This window comes from uncultured Alteromonas sp. (assembly GCF_963976965.1).
In the GTDB taxonomy this organism is placed as follows: Bacteria; Pseudomonadota; Gammaproteobacteria; order Enterobacterales; family Alteromonadaceae; genus Alteromonas; species Alteromonas naphthalenivorans.
Window position 1 is genome coordinate 10,960 of record NZ_CAXBMP010000018.1, and the last position, 17,325, is coordinate 28,284.

The following is a 17,325-nucleotide window of genomic DNA, read 5'->3' on the forward strand; positions in this document are numbered from 1 at the left end:
AGACAGGCTTCATCTGCATCTCTATTTTGTTATATCACAATAGACACATAAGGTGCCCATAGTTTATTAAACAAGACAGTCATCTTTAGAAATAGAAGAAATGGAAAATGACAGACTTGGCGTCTCTGAACTAGGTTATTGATGCAGATAAATTTACCGGTCTTGGAGATTGCCTTTAAAAGTAGATGTGTGCGTAAGTCTAATTTTTACTTAACGGTATTTATTCCTTCACTCGCGTAAAGCGACACTAAATCTATCTATTCAGGCGCAGCGCTATCCCAGTAACCGCCTAGCACTTTGTCTCCCCTGCTGATGTTGATTATGGGCTAAATAGCAAACACTTCACTTAGGGTATGAATTCGGTCTTCCACCCATTGGCGACGTTGCTCAAAGCTCTTGCCGTCCTGTTCAGCGCATAAGAATGCGCGGCGTACACAGCTAGAAACGCAGTGATAATATGGTGTATCCAATAAACTAATTTGCGACTTTCTGGCTTCAGGCTTCAGACAAGAAGCCAACGGTCACGATTTGTTAAGCGAAAGACAAATGGTGACTATAACTACGAAGCAAAAGCCTACTATTTTTTTAATCATCTGTTATCTTTCTATTTACTATCTAAATACTCTTGTCCGCTTTTAGACAGAGAAAAACGCGGTTGATTTGAAATAATTTCTCGCACAATAAAATCATAATTTTTAATTTTACTATTTTTACCTATGCTGTGATTTATTGATTGATATGCTCTATCTAACTCGTCGCCCAAATCTGTTGCAGTTAATGCACCTTTGTTTTTCAAAGCATTTAATATTTCATATTCTTTCATCGGTATCTTAATATTATTTTCAATTTTTTCTTTCTGAGAATCATCGATAATTGACCTTAATGCTACGACCCCCTGACATATTTGACAGGCGATTTTGTGATCGATGAATATTTGTTTTTTCGATATATCATATTGCTCATTACAGCTTAAGCAGACAAGCTCTTGCGAATTACTCATCCAATCAGAGACGAGCCGATTAAAATCAAATACACGCTCAACACGAAATTTTCTATCGCTTTTTTCATCAAATATAATATCATTTTCAACACACAATCCATAATTCAAAGAAAAAACACTAATATTTTCCCCCTCTCTATCTTTTTGTTGTGAAAATTTAGTTATGAAGAAATTAAATTCTAAAGTCTTTAATATTGATTCTGTTGCCTCTGTTACATATAGATAATTTGAAGGCGCAGTATTAGTTGTATATTGTGAAAAAACTTTTGCAGTTGAACTACCTATATGCTTTTTATTGCTTACAGCCTTTACAATAATCAAATTAAGCAACTCTAATAAGTGAAATTTTTCGAATGCCTCATCGTAACTTTTATATTCGATATATTCACTCTTTGTTAACACATACTCAATGTCATTTTTATAATGTTGTCTAGCAGACTCTTGGAGCACTTTTTTATTTATTTTGCGCTCAAGACTATTTGTTTTCTGTAAAGATATTTCTAAAATTTTCCCTATAATCCTTGGAACATTAGAACTCATTTGAAATATTATCTTATAGTAATCATTGATTGATTCAACCTGGCTAAGATCGAAAAAACTGCCAATACTGACACCTTTAAAGTAATAATTAAACCTTTTTTCAAGTAGACGCTTGGTGTATTTAACTGCTGACTCTTCAACTTTGTCTACGTTACCAATAGAATATAAATCATAATAGTCTAACGGAAATGTTTTTACTTTTTGCCTATCAATTGATGGGAGATAATCCCTACCTGGATACAGCGAAATTTTAAATTTAAAAAATTCATCAGAAAGATTATTTAATGGGCCAACAATAAAGTCTGTAAACACTTCCATTGAGTCTTTATCTATTTCAGACATATCGTCCAAGCAAATAAAAACTCTCTCAATCTTTGCACTTTTCAATAACTTTTTTAAATTATTCATAAAGCCGATAATGTTGAAAAATCGAGTCAATACTTTGGTAAATTGTTTCGAATTTAAATTTTCATTTAGAAAAGAATCTTTAACTTCACCATTTAATGATGAACCTTTATCACTAAACCCAAAAGAGAATTTATTTTCTTTACCCTTAACTTCCTTATCAGAGTCACTATTTAGAACTTGTTCAGATGCAGTTGAATCGATAAATAAAGGTTTTTTCACCTCTTTGAAAAGCTGATCTAGCTTTTTATTAAAACTTCTTTCAGTAACCCCATCTTTTGAAAAAAAAGATTTTACTTGGGACTTAAAGACACTAGTTTTAATCTCTTCCTTAATTTCATCAATGATTTTTTCGATAAAATAAACATATAGGCTAAGTCGATCTAAATTTTCGGGAGAAAGAGCAATATCACTTGGCTGAATATTAAAGTATGATTTCTTAGTTTGCTCAAATAAAGCTTTAACGTCAATATATAAAGACAATCGATCATCTGATTTTCTAATTTCATGCTGAAAGCGATTTATGATTGTCGACTTCCCTGTGCCTTTTCTACCTATCAGCAGGGTTGTGTTGTCTTTTAACATTGATTTCAAAATCAAATCTTTTTCTAACGGATCAACATATAGCTCTTCGATCAGATTGTTTCCGTCACCGTCCTTCAACTGTGCTCTACGATACTTACTCAGAGAATCCGTCATAGTAAGAAAAGTATCAGATAAATTTTGTTGTTCTTGTTCCATCATAAATCTCTTGAATTATTAAAGCGAAAATTAGGGGTAGCTCGGAAACTTGTTGTTTAGTGTATGGTGAGCAATAGCATAACTATTTTTTAACAGCGAAGCGGCATCACACACTCATTAGATGCTAGTCGTAGTTGTGGCATCATTTAAACTTGAAACTGCATTCTTTCAGCGCTAAATAAACGAGTCATAAACTGGCCTCTTCTTGAAGTCCTGATAGTCGTCTTTACGACTTTTTATTTGGTTTATTTAATTTTACAGCCACGCACGAAGTAAAAAATTTGAAATATGTCGTTGTTTTCAATAATTAAATAACCTCTACTCATGAACGCTTTCACACGAAATATGGATCCGCTTTCAAAGTCTTAAGCGAAAGCTTTACTTTCAAATCATGTAGAGCTGGAAAAACGTGTGCCGCCTAACAGTTTCTCTATGAACACAGCAAAGTGACTACGACATTGCTTAATTCAATTTCGACTTGATACTTATTTATTATCATAAGCTTACTATTTTTTCGATGATTATTTCCACAACTTTTTGCGGTGCAATAATGCTGAATGAATGTTAAATTTGAAATCGCTTATTTCCTGCGAGGTGGTGAACTTCGCCACAATGACGATTCTTTGTAGTATAAGCTTTAGATTCTTTTTTATATAAGGACCGCTTTACGTGCACAGCAGTCGACAAAACGCTAGCACTCAAAGGTATAAACTGGCACAAAAAAGCGAGCCAAATGGCTCGCCTTTCAAATAACTCAGCACTAACAGCAACGCTGCTAGCTCAAAAACACCCTACCCGTCAATATAACTCTCTATACTAGGGCAAGAACAAATCAAATTACGGTCCCCAAACACATCATCAATGCGGTTAACCGACGGCCAGAATTTGTTTCTGTGTACTTCTGGTACTGGATACGCCGCTAGGTTGCGGTCGTAGCTGCGGTTCCAGTCGCTGTCACAAATATCGGCTAGGGTATGTGGTGCATTATGTAACGGGTTGTCGGTAGCATCCCACTCGCCGCTTTCTACTTTCGCCACTTCTTGGCGAATGCTTATCATGGCGTTTACGAAGCGATCTAGCTCGTACTTCGCTTCCGATTCAGTCGGCTCAATCATTAGCGTGCCCGCTACTGGGAAGCTCATGGTTGGCGCGTGGAAACCGTAGTCGTTTAAGCGTTTTGCTATGTCTACTTCGGTTACACCGCTGGCTTCTTTTAATGGGCGCAGGTCAATAATACATTCGTGGGCTACGCGGCCGTTTCGGCCTTTGTACAATACGTTGTAGTGCCCTTCTAACGCCTTGGCTACATAGTTGGCGTTAAGTATGGCTACTTCGGTTGCCTTACGTAGGCCAGCCGAGCCCATCATCTTAATGTACATGTAGCTTATTGGCAGAATAGACGCACTGCCCCATGGTGCTGCTGAAACCGCACCGCAGTCTTTACCTGCTGTTTCAATATTCACTACCGTGTGGTTTGGTAAGAAAGGCGCTAGGTGCGACTTAACACCAATTGGCCCCATTCCTGGGCCGCCACCACCGTGTGGAATACAGAAGGTTTTGTGTAAGTTTAAGTGCGATACGTCTGAGCCAATATAACCAGGTGACGTAATGCCCACCTGCGCGTTCATGTTCGCGCCATCCATATACACTTGGCCGCCGTACTGGTGCACAATTTCACACATTTCACGAATAGTTTCTTCGTACACGCCGTGGGTAGATGGGTAAGTGATCATAGCGCACGATAAATTATCGCCCACTTCTTCGGCTTTCTTGCGAAGGTCGTCTAAATCTACGTTACCGTTGTTGTCACACTTCACTACCACTACGTTTAGGCTAACCATTTGTGCCGAAGCTGGGTTAGTGCCGTGTGCTGAACTTGGAATTAAGCATACGTTTCTGTGCCCTTCACCGCGGCTTTCGTGGTAACGCTGAATGGCCAACAAGCCTGCGTATTCACCTTGTGCACCTGAGTTAGGTTGCATAGAAAGGTTGTCGTACCCCGTTACGTTAATTAACCACTCGGCTAGCTCGGCAATCATTTCTTGATAGCCTTCTGCTTGATTCAGTGGTGCAAACGGGTGAATTTGGCCGAACTCTGCCCACGTAACGGGGATCATTTCCGCGGTAGCGTTTAGCTTCATGGTGCACGAACCCAATGAAATCATTGAGTGGTTCAAGGCTAAATCTTTATTCTCTAGGCTTTTAATATAACGCAGCATTTCAGTTTCTGAATGGTACTGGTTAAACACTTCGTGCGTAAGAATATCGCTAGTGCGTAATAAGTTTTCTGGAATGGCGCTAGCTGGCTGCGTGGTTACATCGGCATCTAGTGCTTCTACGCTTAGGCCGTGGTCGCTGCCTAGAATAACGTTAAACAAGGTAGCAATGTCTTCACGGGTAGTGGTTTCATCAATTGAAACCCCTACTGCGCCTTCTAAATCGGCACGTAGGTTTAGGCCGTGTTCGTAGCCTTTGTTTAGTACAGCGTCTTTGTTATCTACCAATACGGTTAGGGTATCGAAGTAGGTGCTGTGTTTAAGGGCTACACCCTTGTTTGTTAGCCCTGTCGCTAAAATATTGGTTAAGCGGTGTATGCGCTGAGCAATGGTTTTTAAGCCTTTAGGGCCGTGGTATACGGCATAAAAGCTGGCCATGTTAGCTAGCAATACTTGCGCGGTACAAATGTTCGAGTTGGCTTTTTCGCGGCGAATATGTTGCTCGCGAGTTTGCAATGCCATACGTAGTGCTGGGCGGCCGCGAGTATCTTTACTTACGCCAATAATACGGCCAGGCAATGAACGCTTGTAGCTGTCGCGTGTTGCGAAGAAGGCAGCATGTGGACCGCCGTAGCCCATTGGTACACCAAAGCGCTGTGCGCTGCCTAAGGCAACGTCTGCGCCTAGTTCACCGGGCGATTTTAATAACACCAAACTAATTAGGTCGGCGGCTACTGCCACTATGCCTTTTTTGGCTTGTACCGCGGCAATAATGTCTGAAATGTCGGTTACTTCACCGGTAGTGCTTGGGTATTGCAGTAACGCACCAAATACATCGTGATCGGCAGCTTCGCTTGCAGGGCCGGTAATAATACCAAAACCAAACATTTCAGCGCGTGTGGCTACAACGTCGTGTGTTTGTGGGTGTACGTCATCAGCAATAAAGTAACTGCTGGCTTTTTTGTTTTTAGATACACGCTTAGCTAACGCCATGGCTTCAGCGGCGGCGGTGCCTTCATCAAGTAATGAAGCAGACGCTAGCTCTAAGCCGGTTAAATCGATGGTTAACTGTTGGAAGTTAAGAATGGCTTCTAAACGGCCTTGGGCAATTTCTGGCTGATACGGGGTGTAGGCGGTGTACCAACCTGGGTTTTCCAATACATTGCGCAAAATAACGTTAGGTACGTGGGTGTCGTAATAGCCCATACCAATGAAAGACCGGTTCACTACGTTTTTGCCAGCAACTGCTTTTAATGCGGCTAGTGCATCTACTTCGGTTGCCCCTTCGCCTACTTTTAACGGCTCGGGTAGCGCTATGCCAGCCGGTACGGTTTGCGCAATTAAATCGTCTAACGATGTTGCGTCAATGGCCGACAGCATTTGTTGAATTTCTTCTTCGCCTGGGCCTACGTGGCGGCGAATGAATGCGTCTTTTTGCTCTAGTTGAGCTAATGTAGGGGAAGTATTCGACATAACGTTGTTAAGCACTCGCAATGTATTGCCCCGAAAGGCAGGATAAAACACAAATAAAAACGTAAAGATAAAAAGGGGCCAATTAGAAGCCCCTTTTTAATTATTACTGGTTACTACGCTCCGGTTTAGAAGCAACTAACGAATTATTCTTCGTCAATGCTGTTTTCATAACCTTCAGCGTCTAACAAGCCTTCAACTTCTTCGGCATCATCTGCTTTAATTTTGAATAACCAGCCATCGCCGTAAGGGTCTGAGTTTACAAGCTCTGGTGAATCTTCTAGGTCTTCATTAACGCCAACGACTTCGCCGCTAATAGGCGCGTAAACGTCTGAAGCCGCTTTTACCGATTCAGCAACAGCGATATCGTCGCCAGTACTTACTGTATCGCCAACGTCTGGCAGTTCTACAAATACCATATCGCCAAGCAAGCCTTGAGCGTGCTCAGAAATACCTACTGTGAAAACACCGTCGCCGTCTGGACGAACCCATTCGTGGGTAGATGCGTAACGTAAATCTGTTGGAATGTTGCTCATAATCGTTCCTGTTATTCTCTGTTAACTTATAAAACACTTTTTCCGTTGCGAACAAAGGAGGGCTTAACCACTTTTACTGTAACCCACTTTTTGCGCATTTCCACCTCAACAGTTTCGCCAACATCTGAAGGTACTCGTGCTAACGCAACAGAGTGGCCTAATGTAGGTGAAAATGTACCCGAGGTAATAATGCCTTCGCCGCTTTCGGTTCTAATTTTTTGACCGTGGCGCAACACGCCTTTATCTGTCATCACTAAGCCAACTAACTTGTCGGTACCGGCTTCACGCTGTGCTTCTAGTGCGCTGCGGCCAACAAAATTACGGTCGCTTGGTTCCCACGTAATGGTCCAGCCCATGTTAGCGGCTAGTGGCGATACGGTTTCATCCATATCTTGGCCGTACAAGTTCATGCCTGCTTCTAAACGAAGGGTGTCACGAGCACCTAAACCGCAAGGCTTAACGCCTGCGTCTAGCAAGTCTTGCCAGAAGCCAGCGGCTTCACTAGTAGGCACCATAATTTCGTAGCCTGCTTCACCGGTGTAACCCGTAGTAGCAATAAATAAATCTTCAGCTTGTACGCCAAAGAATGGCTTCATGCCTGCAACCGCTTCTTTTTGCGCGGCGCTGAAAAGCGTTGCGGCTTTTTCTTTGGCGTTAGGGCCTTGCACGGCAATCATGGCGAATTCTGGGCGTTCGGTAATAGATACGTCGAAACCTTCGGCGTTGCTATTAAGCCAGTTCATGTCTTTTTCGCGTGTGGCTGAATTTACTACTAGGCGATAGTTAGTTTCATCGAAGTAATACACGATTAAATCGTCTACCACGCCGCCTTCTTCATTAAGCATGCCGCTGTATAGCGCTTTGCCTTTTACTTGAAGTTTGGCCACGTCGTTGGCAAGAAGGTGTTGAAGGTATGCTTTGGCTTGTGTGCCTTTTACATCAACAATGGTCATGTGCGACACGTCGAACATGCCTGCATCTTGGCGAACTGCGTGATGCTCTTCTATTTGAGAACCATAGTTAATTGGCATATCCCAGCCAAAGAAATCAACCATTTTGGCACCAGATTCTAGGTGCTTGGCATGTAGGGCGGTGGTGTTAGACATTCCACTTTCTCTTAGGTAAGGGTAGAAAACACCACCGAGTATAGTGAGTGAAATAAGGCGCAACAAATTGAAAATTCTTATCAATACATTTATAAAGGTAATGTATACGATTTACTACATCAGGAATTCAAATCTTAATGAAGCAGCTATCGCTAGATAATTTGCGCACTTTTGTGAGTGTTATAGAGCTTGGCGGCTATGCCAAAGCCGGTGAATTTGTGGGCCGTTCTCAGCCTGCTATTAGTTTGCAAATAAAAAAACTAGAATCCCAGCTAGAGCGAAAGCTGTTTACCAAAGTAGGTCAACGGCACTTACCTAGCGCCGATGGCAATTGGCTTTACCCTAAAGCCAAGGAACTACTAGAGCTTAACGACAACATATTTAGAAGCCTAATTCCTGCGCCGTTAAGTGGCCGTTTGCGTTTGGGTATTCCCAACGAATTTGCATCAACCTTACTGCCTGGGCTTATTGGTGAATTTTCAAAGCGCTACCCTGATGTGTCGCTAGAGGTAACATCATCACTTAGCCGCGATTTACTGCACCCCAGCCAACGCGATCATTTCGATTTAATTTTAGCGCTGGTAAACCCTAGTGAAGATACCGAAGGGGAAGTGGTACTTGAAGATGAAGTAGTATGGGTAGGTGATGCCACCCGCCCATTTGTAGGCGACAGTATTCCGTTGGTGCTTGCCCCTGATGGCTGCATGTACCGAAGCCGGGTAATAGAGCAATTAAAACAGCAAACCTTTGCGTGGAAAATTACCTATACCAACGCCGATTTAGGCGGCTTGGTGGCGGCTATTCAACAAGGCTTAGGCATTACCGCCCTTGCCCGCTCTAGTTTGCCGCAAAACTTATCACCCCTTAACCACCCCAAACTCCCTAAACTAGGCAGAGTAAATATTTGCCTATTCAACCAAGACACCCAACACCCGGTTATTAGTAAAACGTTGGCGGAGTTTATAACCTCGCGACTCAAAGACAGTGCATAAGCGCTAACGCTAAACGCCGCGGCTTTCATACTTTTGAAAACCGCAGATATTGGCGTTTAAAAGCCGACGCACTGTTAGGCGTTAGCTACGAGATAGCTACGAGATAGCTACTAGATAACTGCTGAATACCAGGCCACATGCCAGAAACTAGCCCACCGTCACCTTGCTTTACGCTCTTAAAGGCACCAACTTACCCAAGGGTTTCTCAATACTTTCTGGTGGTTCGGTAAAGTAAACCGGCGCTTTGTCGGTCATGTATAAACAGTCTTCTAGGCGCACACCGAATTTGCCTGGTATGTATAAGCCGGGTTCATTTGAAAAGCACATGCCTTTGTTAAGTGGTGTGGTTTCGCCGCGCACAAAGTTCACGCTTTCGTGGCCTTCCATACCAATGCCGTGGCCTGTACGGTGGCTTAAGCCTGGCAACGCGTAGTCTTTGTCGTAGCCTTGGGTAACATAATATTTGCGAACCGCATCATCTACTTTGCCTGCTGGCGTACCAATTTTAGCCGCAGAAAACGCTACGTTTTGGCCTTCACGCACGGTATTCCAAACATCTACCACCTGCTGTGATGCTTTACCAAATACCAATGTACGGCTAATGTCCGACTGATACCCATGTACGCTGCAGCCGCTGTCTAACAATATTACCGAGCCTTCACTAATGGTTTGTTTGGCATTGGTGCCGTGCGGGTACGCACTGGCGTCGTTGAACAATGCCAAGCACCATGCGCCGCTACCGCCCAATTGTTGCTGTGCGCTATTCATTAAACTTTTCACTTGGGCTTGGCTCATGCCAATTTCAAGCTTGCTGAATACATACTCGTAAGCACGAAGGGTAACTTCGTTGGCTTTATGCATAAGGGTAAGTTCAGCCGCCGTTTTATACATTCTACAGCCACGGGTAACCGGCTCGGCGGCCACAATATTCATGTTTGGCAGTACCTTGGTTACGCCTGTTACCACAAAATAGCGAACGCTGCTTTCAAAGCCAATATTGCCTTTTTCGATGCCGCGAGATTTTAATATGTTGGCGACCACATCGAACGGGCTTTCGTGTTCTTGCCATACACGTACGTCGTCGCCCACTTTTAAACTTTCTAACACACTGGGTTGTTCAAAGAAGGGAGTAACCACGGCTACCTCACCTTTTTGCGGAATGACTAATGCCGTTAAGCGCTCGCTGCGCCACCACTGAATACCCGAGAAATAATCCATGGCCGCGCCCGGCTCTATGATCATGGCCGCCATATTATGCTGCGCCATTAACGACTGCGCTTTTTTAATACGCGCTTCACGCTCGGCATTGGTAATGGGCGAAATACCAGAAGTAATAGGTTGTAACGATAATGAACTGTTTTTAGCGCTGGCTGTTGCATTAGCTGCTGCCAGGCTGGTTAGTGGCGTTAACGCCAAAGGGGCTAATGCTGCCGCGCCTGAAAGTTTAAGAAAATCGCGTTTTTTCATTATCATTCCTTTAGTAATAATAGTGGTGAAGGCTTTGGCTTTGCCTACGCCCACATAACAAGTACTGCGGCAATCGCAATTAAGAACAAGCCTGCTATTTCCTGAACAGTCACTTTATGTTTAAGCCAATAGTGCGCTAACAATAAGGTTAATAGCACTTCTAGTTGCCCCAGTGTTTTTACTAAGGCCACATGTTGAAGTGCCATGGCTGTAAACCAGCATATAGAGCCTAAACAGCTTACCGTGCTGATAACCAACGTATGGGTGAATCGTTCAAACAGCTGCCTGAAAACATTCGGGTTAGTAAATAATATATATACACTTAACCCTATTGCTTGTGTACATAGCACCCATAGAAGTACCCATGCAGCCCCGTGAACAAATGGCATAGCAAGCATATGACTAGCCTCTCTTACGAATAACGACGTAAGCGCGAAACACGTACCGCAAGCTATACCTATTACTAGGGTTTTTAAGCTTAAGCCTTTTGCTCTATTCCCGCTGCTTAGTACAAATACAGCCACAGCTCCTACGGCAATACCTATCCAGCCAAGCACGGTTAAATAGCTACCAAAGAAAAGCATGCCCAACACAGCGGCTACCAGCGCTTCGCTTTTGGCTAGCCCGGCTCCTATGGCAAAATTCTTTTGTTTAAATAGCATAACCATGAATGCCGTGGCAGCTATTTGCAGCACCGAAGCCAGCAACACCATGATAATAAAATGGTGGCTAAAACTAGGTATCTGCTGTGGCGATGTAGTATGCAGCGCCACCACGTAAATAAGCGCTATAGGCGGCGCGAATAGAAATCGAGAAAGCGTTACACCCACGGTATCTACGTGGGTGCTAAGTTTGCTTTGCAGGGCATTACGAACAGTTTGTAAGACTACCGCGCCTAGGGTGTAAAATACCCAGTTCATCGATATAGATTCGCTTTTTGTTGCTAACTTCGTGTTACAGGCGGTACCCGATATACCTGTGCATGTCACATACCGAACTACTTACCGAGCTACTTACCGAGCTAGCGCTTATTGTGGTGCATCTAATGCTTTGGGCGCGGCGGTATCCAGCGCACGCTTTTTCTTAAAATCAGAATCGCGCTTCCAAACCGGCCATTGCTCGCCGTTTGCTAAATTAGACATCATAGTGCCAATTAAGGCTAAGTCTTGCTGTACGCCGCCCAATGTCCAGCTTGGTAGGTAATCGTCGTCGGCCTTGTGATAGCGTTTGGCTATAAAATTAGGGTCGGTATCGCCTAAGCTCATAAACAATAATGAAGGCACGCCTTGGCGAGCAAGCGCGAAATGATCAGAGCGAAAGAACAACCCATTTTGTGGGCGCGGATCGAGCTTCACCGAGCGCCCTTGCGCTGCGGCAGTAGCACTTAAATCATCTTCAAGTGAAGAGTACCCTTCGCCATACTGCAAAATATAATCTACCGCGTTATTTACGTTCATGCCGTCTATATTTAAAAACGCCACCATATTAGCGGTTGGAATAGGCGGATTTTTGGCAAAGTGATCGGCGCCCAGTAAGCCGGTTTCTTCGGCAGTAAATGCACTGAACATTAGGGTACGTTCAAACGGTGTTTGCTCGCTTTGTGCTACCAAGTTATTGGCTAGGGTTAGCACTCCGGCCACGCCCGAGGCATTATCTACCGCGCCATTATAAATCACGGTTTTACCGTTTTTCTCACTTTTCCCTAAGTGATCCCAATGGGCATGCAACATTACCCACTCGTCTGCGGCCGATGCGCCGGGCAATATGGCGGCTACGTTCAGCGACTGAGCATGGGTGATGGTATTTGAAAAGGTCAACGAGGCTTTCACTTTCATAGGAATAGGTTTGAACCCTGGCGTTGATGCTTGTTCTTTAAGTGCGGCGTAATCTAGCCCAGCTTGTTCGAACACCGTACGTGCCGTATTAAGATGTAACCACCCCATTACGCCAACTTGAGATAAGTTTTTATTGTTATCTACTAAGGTGAATTTGGTATTTGAGTTAGAGTTTTCAACCACACCCCAGCCATAACCAGCAGGCATGGTTTCGTGAACAATAAATACGGCTTCAGCGCCTTGACGGGCGGCTTCTTCGTACTTGTAAGTCCAGCGGCCATAGTAGGTCATGGCATTGCCTTGGAATAAGTCAGGGTCTTTTGACGCAAAGCCAGGGTCGTTCACCAGCATAACCACTGTTTTGCCTTTCACATCTAACCCAGCGTAGTCATTCCAATTATATTCAGGCGCATTAATGCCGTAGCCCACAAAAATGACATCGCTATTTTTTAATGTGATGTCTTTCACAATTCGTTGAGTTCTAGCGGTGAATGCACTGCCACCAGCAAAGGTGTGCTGGCCTAAGGTTAAGGCCATATCACTTGAAGGGGTAATTTTTGCCAAGGGCACAGGCTGGGTGTAGCTATCGCCAAAAGCCGGTTTTAAACCAAGGGCTTTGTAGGCTTCCACTAAATAATTAACGGTAAGGGTTTCGCCTGCTGACAAGGGCCCGCGGCCTTCAAACTTGTCGCTTGCTAACGTACTAACATGAGTACGATATAAGTCTAAGTCGCTGTCGCTGATGGCAAGCGTTGAAGGCGTATCTGCCTGCGCTAACGCGGGTAGCGCTACACTGGCTGATCCTATACTGGCTAGCGCCAATAAGGCAAAAGCCATTAGCCCAGACTTACTGGTAGTAAGTGAAGAGGTGCGAACAGTAAACGAAGAAGTAAAACAAACTTTCTGGATAAATTGACGAATTATCATTAATTTAGGCGCTTGTATAAAACAGATACCTTAAGAGTATCGTTATACAGCGCCTAGCTCAATCGTTGGTATGCATTTGGGCGTATTTGGCTGCTTTTGTATGCGGCTTGAATGTGGCTGATAACGTGACTGAAAATGTGATCGGTTGTGCCTGAATGTGTTTAAAGCCCCATTGCGTGGTTGACAAAAGCCTGTTTAACCGCGCTAAGTTTATCGGTAGCGGCTAAGCCTACACCTCTAATTAGCTTCTTAAGCGGGTCGTTGCCATCGAATAAAAATTTAAACCCGTCCATCGCGGCAATCATCTTCATTGCCTCGGTTTTACGCGCTCGCTCGTAAGGGCGCAGGTAACGAAGCTGGCCTATGTCTTTTTGTTCCTCTAACAAGGTGCCGAGTAATGCAGCCAAGGCTAATGCGTCTTGCATACCTAAGTTGGCCCCCTGCCCCGCCAATGGATGAATAGTGTGGGCAGCATCGCCCACCAGCACTATGCCGTCTTTTGCCCATTCTCGGGCATAACGCATCGTTAGCGGAAATGCGGTTCTAGAGGTTTCAAGCGATACTGGGCCTAATGCATTGTTGCTTGCCGCTACTAGCGCATTACAAAATTCGCTATCGGAATACCCTTGTAAGGTTTTAGCAGCATCTGGGGTTTGCGACCATACAATAGAGCATACATTGGGGTCGCGCATAGGCAATAACGCTAATGGCCCTGTTGGCGTGAATGCTTGGCGCGCTACGTTTTCATGAGGTTGTTGGGTACGAATGTTTGCAACAATGGCGGTGTGTTCGTAATCGCGAAACGTAATAGGAAAATTAGCTTGTTTGCGCACGAAGGAATTAGCACCGTCGGCGCCCACTAATAATCTGCACGACAGCGCATCGCCGTTTTCTAGCATTAGCATGTTTTGCTGAGAGCTACTTAATACACGCTCTATGGTGGTATCAATTACCACAACGTTATCTTGCTTTAGTACCGAATGGGCTAGGCCATTAACTAAAGCAAGATTTTCGATAATAACGCCCAAGGTATCGCTTTCTAGTTCACCCCCAGTATCGTTACCTGCAAAGTGAATATCACCAAAGCTGTCTTTATCCCACACGTGCATGGCATTGTACGGGTTAGCTCTGCTTGCATCGATATGCTGCCAAACATCGGCTTTTTTCAACGCGCTAATATTAGCCTGATTAATTGCGCTAACCCGTGCCCCTGGCTTGTCGCCTAGTGGCTGGTCTATCAAGCCTTTATTTATAATAGCGATACGGCACGGCGCGTCTTTTAGCGCTGCGGCTAGGGTTAACCCTACTATTCCACCGCCTACAATGGCGATATCGGCATGTTGCATATCGGCTCTCTTTTTTTCTGTTTTTTTGGGTTCTAGATCTTGGTTTTAGCTTCTTGGTTTTAGCTTCTTGGTGCTAGGCTTTTGATACTAACTTTTTCCTGCCAGCCCTATAGCTTAAACACTGCGCCCATATCCTGTGGTTTGCTGCACAAACGCACGCTTCGCACTTGGTATCACATTTAATGCAGTTAGTGCCATATTTCTTGCTGCCACTAAGGGGAAATGACTATTCGAAAACGTACGTACTAACGTGTCGGTTAACGTAATAGTGGCGGTTCTGTCTTTACTGCGCTTGGCGGCGTAATCATTAAGTACGTTAAATTCCCCCGGATCGGTCACGCCTTTAAGCGTGTTCACCAAGGTAATAATATCGCGAAGTCCAAGGTTAAACCCTTGCCCTGCAATTGGGTGCAACGCTTGGGCCGCATTACCTACCACTACCGCACGATGGCTGGTAAGTGCATCGGTGTAACTTAATGCTAGTGGGTAGCTAGCCAATTCACTGATGGCTGTAATTTGCCCCTGCCGGTAACCAAATTCTTGCTGTAACCGCCGAATAAACGCTTCAGGGCTAAGCTGAATAAGTGATTCCGCGTGCTCACGAGCAACCGTCCATACTACGGAAAACCCCTTTCCTTTCGCCACATGCCCATTAATTTCACTGTCGAAAGGTAAAAATGCAACGGGCCCGTTTTTGGTAAAACGCTCGTAAGCTTTGTTGTGATGAGGCTCGCTAGTATGGGCATTGAAAATAATAGCCACTTGCTGGTAATCGTCAGTGTGGCGGGTTAGCCCTACTTGCTGAGCAAGTGAAGAGCGACCACCATCGGCAATCACCAAAAGTTTTGCATTAATGGTGCTGCCGTTATTAAGCGTGACTAGCGTACTGTCGGTTTCACGGGCTAAATGAGTGACCGTGGCGGGTGCAATGTGCTGATACTGCTTGCTTTGCGACATCACATTATGGGTAAGCGCACTTAGCGACACTACTTGCCCAAAGGTATTAATACCAAATTCACTGCTCGATAAATTCGTTAAGCCAATACCACCTTTATCGCTTACTTCAATATGTTCAATTTTGCCTTGATTTTGTTTTGCTAGCTCAGCTAGCCCTACGCCCATGGCATTTAACTCATTGACTGTTCGCCTAGCAAGGGCGATTACCCGCGTATCGGTTAACGGGTTAAAGACGTTGCTTTCATTAGAGGAGCTGCTTGCATTGGAAGAGCTAGCTGCATTTGAGGGGCTGGCGGCATCTACCAAAGTCACCGAAAGGCCCGCTTGTTCAGATAGGCCTTTAGCCAACACGCAGCCTACTATGCCGCCACCTACAATCACTACGTCTTGCTGGCTCACGCTTTAGAACCTTCTTTTGTATTTTCTTTTTTACTTTCTTTATTAGCTGGCTGTATCAGGGCTTCGATGTCTTTCACCGTTTTAGGTACATCGGCGGTTAGGATGTCTACGCCTGTTGCAGTCACCACAACATCATCTTCAATACGCACCCCAATACCTTTGTATTGTTCAGGCACATCGCTGTCGCTAGCAATATAAATACCCGGTTCTACGGTAAGCACCATGCCGGGTTTTAATAAGCGGTCTTGGCCGTTCAATTTGTAGTTACCTACATCATGCACATCTAAGCCTAAAAAGTGCCCTAGCCCGTGCATGTAAAACTGCCGCCATGCTTTTTGGTCAAGGTTTTCACCTACCGAGCCTTTTAACACGCCAAGGGCAACCAAGCCTTCGGTGATGACTTCAGCGCTGTGGGTCATAGCATCGGTTAAGGTAATACCTGGCCCAAGCATGGCCAATACACTCTCTTGTGCTTTTAACACCAACTCATATATCTCGCGCTGTGGCTTAGTAAATTTACCATTTACGGGGAAAGTACGGGTAATGTCTGCGGCATAACCCTGAAATTCAGCGCCTGCGTCTATTAGTACTAAATCGCCGTCTTGGATTTGCGATGAATTTTCGGTGTAATGCAAAATACAGGCATTTTCACCGCTACCCACAATTGTGCTGTAAGCCGGCGCGCGAGCACCTGCCATAGCGAACTCATGATGTAATTCCGCTTCCAGTTGATATTCGAAGCAGCCAGGTTTGGCATATTGCATAGCCCGCTTGTGCGCGCGGGCGGTAATTTCTGCGGCGGCTTTCATCATGGCCACTTCACAGGCCGATTTAAACACCCGCATTTCATGCAAAATAGGGCGAACGTCGGTAATAGTTTTGGGCGCTAAGGCTTCTTTTGGTGCATTGCGCAAAGTAGCAACAGCGCTATTCACCTGTGCATCGGCTTCTTCATTTTCACCTAAGGCGAAATAAAGATGGTCTTGGCCTTGAAGTGATTCAAGCAAAGCATCGCCTAGTTCAGATAGCTCAAAGGCTTCATCTAGGCTGAAGCGTGATAGTGCCGCTTCTGCGCCTAAACGTCTGCCTTGCCAAATTTCAGCGTCTTTATCTTTTGGTAAACACACCATGGCACGATAACTTTCACCATAGCGTGGATGATTCGATAAAATTAACCAAGCGTCGGCTTCTTCAAACCCGGTTAAATACCAAAAGTCGCTGTTTTGTCTGAACAAGTATTCAGTATCTCGGCTTCGGGTCACTAAACCTGCTGCCGGAATAACACAGACACTATTAGGCAAACATTGCGCTAACAGTCTATCTTGACGAGCGATAAATTCTTGCGCACTAATCATCTCATTCGCCTTTCTTCATCAATATTATAAAAC

11 protein-coding genes are annotated in these 17,325 nt (G+C 44.5%); 1 reads left to right on the plus strand and 10 read right to left on the minus strand.

The window, feature by feature from the left end; all coding sequences use genetic code 11:
• Positions 1 to 604: 604 nt before the first annotated feature.
• The 4 genes from AAC006_RS13890 to gcvT all read right to left on the minus strand — a co-directional run bounded on the left by AAC006_RS13890 (position 605) and on the right by gcvT (position 8,014).
• Positions 605 to 2,689, minus strand: a complete 2,085-nt coding sequence (locus AAC006_RS13890; protein ID WP_339891676.1) for a hypothetical protein — start codon at positions 2,687 to 2,689, stop codon at positions 605 to 607.
• Positions 2,690 to 3,477: 788 nt separating this feature from the next.
• Complete coding sequence (gene gcvP, locus AAC006_RS13895) at positions 3,478 to 6,375, minus strand: aminomethyl-transferring glycine dehydrogenase (protein ID WP_339891678.1); 2,898 nt, start codon at positions 6,373 to 6,375, stop codon at positions 3,478 to 3,480.
• 143 nt (positions 6,376 to 6,518) lie between these two features.
• Entirely contained in the window at positions 6,519 to 6,908 is a 390-nt protein-coding gene (gene gcvH, locus AAC006_RS13900; protein ID WP_208806086.1) for a glycine cleavage system protein GcvH, read from the minus strand.
• A 26-nt stretch (positions 6,909 to 6,934) separates the two neighbouring features.
• Complete coding sequence (gene gcvT / locus AAC006_RS13905; RefSeq protein ID WP_288388498.1) at positions 6,935 to 8,014, minus strand: glycine cleavage system aminomethyltransferase GcvT; 1,080 nt, start codon at positions 8,012 to 8,014, stop codon at positions 6,935 to 6,937.
• Positions 8,015 to 8,151: 137 nt separating this feature from the next.
• On the opposite strand from gcvT, the gene AAC006_RS13910 reads away from it, so the two are divergent.
• Positions 8,152 to 9,006 carry a LysR family transcriptional regulator gene (locus AAC006_RS13910; protein ID WP_208806088.1) on the plus strand — a complete coding sequence of 285 codons (855 nt, stop codon included), beginning with the start codon at positions 8,152 to 8,154 and terminating at the stop codon, positions 9,004 to 9,006.
• A 168-nt stretch (positions 9,007 to 9,174) separates the two neighbouring features.
• Here the strand turns inward: AAC006_RS13910 and AAC006_RS13915 are convergent, their stop codons facing one another.
• The 6 genes from AAC006_RS13915 to pepP all read right to left on the minus strand — a co-directional run bounded on the left by AAC006_RS13915 (position 9,175) and on the right by pepP (position 17,292).
• Positions 9,175 to 10,473, minus strand: coding sequence for a Xaa-Pro peptidase family protein (locus AAC006_RS13915; RefSeq protein WP_339891680.1), 1,299 nt, complete (start codon positions 10,471 to 10,473; stop codon positions 9,175 to 9,177).
• 44 nt (positions 10,474 to 10,517) lie between these two features.
• Entirely contained in the window at positions 10,518 to 11,393 is an 876-nt protein-coding gene (locus tag AAC006_RS13920) for a DMT family transporter (protein ID WP_208806090.1), read from the minus strand.
• 108 nt (positions 11,394 to 11,501) lie between these two features.
• Positions 11,502 to 13,145: a M28 family metallopeptidase gene (locus AAC006_RS13925; protein WP_208806122.1), complete on the minus strand. Its 1,644-nt coding sequence runs from the start codon at positions 13,143 to 13,145 to the stop codon at positions 11,502 to 11,504.
• A 251-nt stretch (positions 13,146 to 13,396) separates the two neighbouring features.
• Positions 13,397 to 14,581 carry an FAD-dependent 2-octaprenylphenol hydroxylase gene (locus AAC006_RS13930; RefSeq protein ID WP_013782982.1) on the minus strand — a complete coding sequence of 395 codons (1,185 nt, stop codon included), beginning with the start codon at positions 14,579 to 14,581 and terminating at the stop codon, positions 13,397 to 13,399.
• A gap of 114 nt (positions 14,582 to 14,695) precedes the next feature.
• The gene (locus tag AAC006_RS13935) at positions 14,696 to 15,937 is read right to left on the minus strand and encodes an FAD-dependent oxidoreductase (RefSeq protein WP_013782981.1); all 1,242 of its coding nucleotides are present in this window, start codon (positions 15,935 to 15,937) and stop codon (positions 14,696 to 14,698) included.
• Positions 15,934 to 17,292 (minus strand): Xaa-Pro aminopeptidase, encoded by a 1,359-nt coding sequence (gene pepP / locus AAC006_RS13940; protein ID WP_013782980.1) that lies wholly within the window; start codon positions 17,290 to 17,292, stop codon positions 15,934 to 15,936. The genes AAC006_RS13935 and pepP overlap by 4 nt, the downstream gene beginning before the upstream one ends.
• Positions 17,293 to 17,325: the final 33 nt, after the last annotated feature.

Coding starts and splice junctions, on each gene's coding strand:
- gcvT (WP_288388498.1), bottom strand. CDS start 8,014: ATGTCTAACACCACCGCCCTACATGCCAAGCACCTAGAATCTGGTGCC.
- pepP (WP_013782980.1), bottom strand. CDS start 17,292: ATGATTAGTGCGCAAGAATTTATCGCTCGTCAAGATAGACTGTTAGCG.
- AAC006_RS13890 (WP_339891676.1), bottom strand. CDS start 2,689: ATGATGGAACAAGAACAACAAAATTTATCTGATACTTTTCTTACTATG.
- gcvP (WP_339891678.1), bottom strand. CDS start 6,375: ATGTCGAATACTTCCCCTACATTAGCTCAACTAGAGCAAAAAGACGCA.
- gcvH (WP_208806086.1), bottom strand. CDS start 6,908: ATGAGCAACATTCCAACAGATTTACGTTACGCATCTACCCACGAATGG.
- AAC006_RS13920 (WP_208806090.1), bottom strand. CDS start 11,393: ATGAACTGGGTATTTTACACCCTAGGCGCGGTAGTCTTACAAACTGTT.
- AAC006_RS13930 (WP_013782982.1), bottom strand. CDS start 14,581: ATGCAACATGCCGATATCGCCATTGTAGGCGGTGGAATAGTAGGGTTA.
- AAC006_RS13910 (WP_208806088.1), top strand. CDS start 8,152: ATGAAGCAGCTATCGCTAGATAATTTGCGCACTTTTGTGAGTGTTATA.
- AAC006_RS13925 (WP_208806122.1), bottom strand. CDS start 13,145: ATGGCTTTTGCCTTATTGGCGCTAGCCAGTATAGGATCAGCCAGTGTA.
- AAC006_RS13915 (WP_339891680.1), bottom strand. CDS start 10,473: ATGAAAAAACGCGATTTTCTTAAACTTTCAGGCGCGGCAGCATTAGCC.